We start from the raw sequence: 5,403 nt of genomic DNA on the forward strand, positions 1-5,403 counted from the left end.
GCCAATGATGAAAAAAATGTTAAAGACACCATTGGAAATGCTACCATAATTATAATTGCATGCTCTGCCATAATGGCTATTGCGGGATACTTTGCAGCAAGACCTATTCTTATACTTTTACAGACAGATGCAGTTATTTTAGAGGATGCAGTGGCGTATCTTAAAGTTACATCAATTGGTATTATATGTATGGGATTATACAATGGTGTATCAGGTATTTTAAGAGCATTGGGAGACAGCAAGACACCTTTGATCTTTTTGATATTTGCCAGCATTCTTAATGTTATATTAGATCTTATTTTTGTGCTGGTGTATAACTGGGGAGTAGTGGGAGCAGGTGTTGCCACAGCGTTTTCGCAGTTTATTTCAGCAATAACATGTATAATATATGCTTATAAAAGTAATTCATATTTTAGAATTAAAAGAGAAAATTTCAAAATCAATAATATGATAATTAGAAAAAGCATGAGACTGGGTATTCCGGTAGCATTGCAAAATGCACTTATTGCTTTTTCATTAATTGTTTTACAGGCAATTGTAAACAGCTATGGAGCAGATTTTACCACGGCTTTTACGGTAGTATCAAGAATTGAAACCCTTATCCAGCAGCCATTTATGTCTATGGGGGCAGCAGTATCTACATATACGGGACAAAATCTTGGAGCCGGAAAAATTGACAGGGTAAAAAAAGGATTTAACACGGCAACAACCATTACCACAATATTTGCAATTAGCATAATGCTTTTATTCTGGATATTTACACCGCAGATTGTTTCCATATTCGGAAAAGACCCTACGGTTATGAAACAGGCTGTTGACGGACTTAGAATAACAAGCTGTTTTTACATATTTTTGGGAATGATATATACCACCAGAAATGTGTTAAATGGTGCCGGAGATGCAATATTTTCACTGTTTACCGGAATTGTGGAGTGTATAGGACGTGTAGGTTTTGCATATCCTCTTACCCTTATACCTTTCATGGGAAACTACGGAGTATTCTATGCTACGGGAATAACATGGCTTTTAAACGGACTGTTTAGCCTTATAAGGTATAAAAAAGGCAAATGGAAAAATATTAACATAGTAAAAAATGATATTTAAGGAGCGTTTATGTACGAAACCGCAGAAAATACGGAAAAAATAATTTTAGTTGCCGTGGCAACAGGAAATGAAGATGACGCAATGGAATCTTTAGATGAACTGGAGGAGCTGGTTAATACAGCAGGTGCATTGGTTGTGGGAAGAGTTATCCAAAATTTAGACCACATTAATAACACTACCTATGTAGGTTCAGGAAAGGTTCAGGAAATAAAGGATTTAATATGGGAAACAGAGGCAGATGCCATAGTATGTGATGATGAATTATCTCCTGCACAATATAAGAATCTTGAAGATGAATTAGATGTTAAGGTAATGGACAGAACTCTTATAATTCTTGATATTTTTGCAGGAAGGGCAAAAAGTGCCGAGGGAAAAATCCAGGTAGAGTTAGCACAGCTTAGATATCGTTCCACAAGACTTATTGGAATGAGAAATCTTTCAAGACAGGGTGGCGGAATAGGAACAAGAGGCCCGGGAGAAAAGAAATTAGAGGTAGACAGACGTCTTATCAGAAACAGAATATCCCAGCTAAAGGAACAGGTTAGAAATATGGAAAGCCACAGACAGGTTACAAGGGCTAAAAGACAGGACAATCCTGTTCCGGTGGTTGCCATAGTGGGATATACCAACGCCGGAAAGTCTACACTACTTAATACTTTAACAGCGGCAAATGTGCTAGAGGAAGACAAGCTTTTTGCAACTCTTGATCCTACAACGAGAAATTATAAGCTTCCTAACGGTCAGGAGGTTTTACTGACAGATACAGTCGGATTTATAAGAAAATTGCCTCATCACTTAATAGATGCTTTCAGAAGTACCTTAGAAGAGGCAAAGTATTCAGATATAATTATTCATGTGGTGGACTGTTCAAATCCTTCTATGGATAAAAATGTCCATGCAGTTTATGAAACACTAAAAAATCTTGAAGTAAAAGATAAAATAATCATTACGGTATTTAACAAAATAGATAAGGTAGAAGAAAAGCCAGTTTTAAGGGATTTTAATGCTGATTACACAGTTAGTGCTGCAATAAAGAAAAATATCGGATTAAATGAAATAAATGACGCAATAGAGGTAGCTTTGAAATCCATGCGTGTAATGGTGGAAAAGGTATACGATTATTCAGAAGCAGGAAAAATAGGAATAATCAGAAAATACGGTCAGGTACTTAGCGAGGAATATAAAGAAGATGGAATACATCTTAAGGCATATGTACCTTCGCAAATTATGGACAGAATATAGACATATCAGAAACGAAAGGCATAACAATGACTACAAAAGAAGCAATTAAAGAGAAGGACAGGAGGCATTGTAATGAAACATATAGAAAAAATATCTTTAATCGGATTAGGAGCCATGGGAGTATTTTTTGCACCGAGATTATATGAAACTTATGGTGAAAACTTTAGGGTTATTGCCAATGGTGAAAGAAAAGAAAGATTAGAAAACAAAGGTGTCACCGTAAATGGAATAAATTATAAATTCCCAATAATTACTCCTGATGTAATGGGAGATGAGGCCGATTTAATAATAATTGGCGTTAAGGGATATTCCTTAGAGCAGGCTACCGAGGATATTAGAAATCAGGTAGGGAAAAATACCCTTATTTTGTCACTTTTAAATGGGGTTGACAGTGAGGAACGTCTGATAAAAGAATTTGGAAATGAGCATGTTTTATATTCATTTATGAGAATGTCAGTAGTTATGAAGGATGGCAAGGCTGATTTTGATCCATATTGGGGAAAAATTCACTTTGGTGAGAAAGAAAATCACCAGTATACAGACAGGGTTTTGGCGGTAAAAGAGGTTTTTGATAAGGCTGATATTCCCTACTCCATTGAGGAAGATATGTTAAAGGGAATCTGGTTTAAATATATGTGCAATATTGGAGAAAATATGACCTGTGCCCTTTTAGGTATACCTTTTGGTGCTTTTAGAACTGATGATAATGCAAACTGGATTAGAATAAATGCCATGAGAGAGGTGGCTGCAATTGCCGGAAAAAAAGGAATTGATTTAGGGGAAAAGGAAATAGAGGCACAAAACAAAACTGTAGTTACAATACCTGAAAAGAACAAACCATCAACCCTTCAGGATTTAGAAGCAGGGAAGAAAACGGAAATAGATATGTTTGCAGGTAATGTGGTAAAAATGGGTAAAGAGCTTAATGTGCCTACTCCGATAAATGAAATGTTTTATCATGGAATACGTGTATTGGAAAATAAATAAAAAAGGAATATCAATATGGTGTTTCTAATTTTATACAACACGAAATGCAACACAAATGATTCAAATATGATGAGAACCTTAAAAAAAGGCAAAAAAATAAAGCTGCCAACGGGATTTGAACCCGTGGCCTCCGCCTTACCAAGGCGACGCTCTACCTCCTGAGCCATGGCAGCCTGTCATACGACTTAAAAATAATAACATATTCTAATGAATTTTACAATAACATATTTTAGTAATGTCATAATTGCATAATTCGTTGAATGTATGAAATTTTATTAATAAAATATTTTCACTAAATATTGAAACGTAAAAATATATGTGTTATGATTATACGAGCATTAAATCTGAGAAAAGAGGATGTACATATGAATAAAAAGGTATTATCGGTTTTAGTAGATAACACATCAGGTGTTCTTAACAGAATTGCCGGTTTGTTTAGCAGAAGAGGATATAACATTGACAGTTTAACAGTTGGAGAGACTGAAAATCCTAAATATTCCAGAATGACTATTGTAGTAACAGGTGATGATGCTATATTAGAACAGATTGTTAAGCAGATTACAAAGTTAGAGGATGTCAGAAGAGTTGATGTTTTAGAACTTAATAATTCAGTTACAAGGGAACTTATTCTTGTAAAGATAAAGACTACTCCTGCACAGAGACAGCAGATTATATCCGTGACTGAAATTTTCAGGGCTAATATTGTTGATGTGGCAAAGGACAGTGTTATGATTGAGATTACAGGAAGCCAGTCAAAGCTTTCTGCATTTTTAAGTCTTCTTGAAGATTATGAGATTTTAGAATTAGTAAGAACAGGTATCACAGGTCTTGCAAGAGGAATTAAATAGTGTAGTTTATATATAGAGAATTAATATTTACATTACATTCTTTATAAAATAATAAATATTTTACAAATGGAGGCGACAATTATGTCAGAAGCAAAAATCTATTATCAGGAGGATTGCAATCTTTCATTATTAGATGGTAAGACAATTGCAATTATCGGCTATGGTAGCCAGGGACACGCACATGCTTTAAACTTAAAGGAATCAGGATGCAATGTCATTATTGGTTTATATGAAGGAAGTAAGTCATGGGCTAAGGCTGAGAAGCAGGGATTTGAAGTATTTACAGCAGCAGAAGCAGCTAAGAAGGCTGACATTATTATGATTCTTATTAATGATGAACTTCAGGCTGATATGTATAAGAAGGATATTGAGCCAAACCTTGAAGCTGGAAATATGCTTATGTTTGCTCATGGTTTCAACATTCATTACGGATGTATTAATCCTCCAAAGGATGTAGATGTAACTATGATCGCTCCTAAGGCACCGGGACATACAGTTCGTTCAGAATATCAGGCAGGCAAGGGTACTCCTTGTTTAGTAGCTGTTGAACAGGATGCTACAGGTAAGGCTTTAGATTTAGCACTTGCATATGCTTTAGGAATTGGCGGAGCAAGAGCAGGTGTTCTTGAAACAACATTCAGAACAGAAACAGAAACAGACTTATTCGGTGAGCAGGCAGTACTTTGTGGTGGTGTTTGTGCATTAATGCAGGCTGGTTTTGAAACATTATGTGAAGCAGGATATGATCCAAGAAATGCATACTTTGAATGTATTCATGAAATGAAGTTAATCGTTGACTTAATTTATCAGTCAGGATTCGCAGGAATGAGATATTCAATTTCAAACACAGCTGAATATGGTGATTATATAACAGGACCTAAGATTGTAACAGAAGATACAAAGAAGGCTATGAAGCAGATTCTTTCAGACATTCAGGACGGTTCATTTGCTAAGGAATTCTTACTTGATATGTCACCTGCAGGACGTCAGGTACACTTCAAGATGATGAGAAAGAAAGCATCAGAACATCCATCAGAAAAAGTCGGAGAACAGATCAGAAAGCTTTACAGCTGGAACAATGAAAATGACAAATTAATCAACAACTAATCCGTTAGCAATTTTTAAGCGAAGGATTATAAACCCAAAAGAACACACAGCCTTGTGCTTGCACAAGAGGCTGTGTGTTCTTTTGGGTTTATAGGCGTGCATTTAAGGAATGCAC

At 35.6% G+C, this 5,403-nt stretch carries 5 protein-coding genes and 1 tRNA gene; 5 read left to right on the plus strand and 1 reads right to left on the minus strand.

Going from position 1 to position 5,403, the window contains the following annotated elements:
* The 3 genes from Q5O30_RS11615 to Q5O30_RS11625 form a co-directional block, all read left to right on the plus strand.
* Positions 1-1,104 (plus strand): MATE family efflux transporter (locus tag Q5O30_RS11615; protein WP_302674719.1); only part of this gene is annotated, 1,104 nt, incomplete at its 5' end.
* 9 nt (positions 1,105-1,113) lie between these two features.
* Positions 1,114-2,346, plus strand: a complete 1,233-nt coding sequence (gene hflX / locus Q5O30_RS11620) for a GTPase HflX (protein ID WP_021953912.1) — start codon at positions 1,114-1,116, stop codon at positions 2,344-2,346.
* Between the two features lie 72 nt (positions 2,347-2,418).
* Positions 2,419-3,333, plus strand: coding sequence for a ketopantoate reductase family protein (locus Q5O30_RS11625; RefSeq protein ID WP_021953913.1), 915 nt, complete (start codon positions 2,419-2,421; stop codon positions 3,331-3,333).
* Positions 3,334-3,433: 100 nt separating this feature from the next.
* Here Q5O30_RS11625 and Q5O30_RS11630 read toward each other — a convergent pair.
* Positions 3,434-3,506 (minus strand) — tRNA-Thr (locus tag Q5O30_RS11630).
* A 192-nt stretch (positions 3,507-3,698) separates the two neighbouring features.
* On the opposite strand from Q5O30_RS11630, the gene ilvN reads away from it, so the two are divergent.
* Together ilvN and ilvC are read left to right on the plus strand one after the other, a co-directional pair.
* A complete protein-coding gene (gene ilvN / locus Q5O30_RS11635) occupies positions 3,699-4,181 on the plus strand; it encodes an acetolactate synthase small subunit (RefSeq protein WP_021953914.1) in 483 nt (160 codons plus the stop codon).
* A 66-nt stretch (positions 4,182-4,247) separates the two neighbouring features.
* Positions 4,248-5,288, plus strand: coding sequence for a ketol-acid reductoisomerase (gene ilvC / locus Q5O30_RS11640; RefSeq protein ID WP_118590034.1), 1,041 nt, complete (start codon positions 4,248-4,250; stop codon positions 5,286-5,288).
* Positions 5,289-5,403 lie beyond the last annotated feature (115 nt).

Origin of the sequence: Eubacterium sp. CAG:161, assembly GCF_000432355.1 — a bacterium.
Lineage (GTDB): Bacteria > Bacillota > Clostridia > Lachnospirales > Lachnospiraceae > Eubacterium_G > Eubacterium_G segne.

Coding starts and splice junctions, on each gene's coding strand:
- hflX (WP_021953912.1), top strand. CDS start 1,114: ATGTACGAAACCGCAGAAAATACGGAAAAAATAATTTTAGTTGCCGTG.
- ilvC (WP_118590034.1), top strand. CDS start 4,248: ATGGAGGCGACAATTATGTCAGAAGCAAAAATCTATTATCAGGAGGAT.
- ilvN (WP_021953914.1), top strand. CDS start 3,699: ATGAATAAAAAGGTATTATCGGTTTTAGTAGATAACACATCAGGTGTT.
- Q5O30_RS11625 (WP_021953913.1), top strand. CDS start 2,419: ATGAAACATATAGAAAAAATATCTTTAATCGGATTAGGAGCCATGGGA.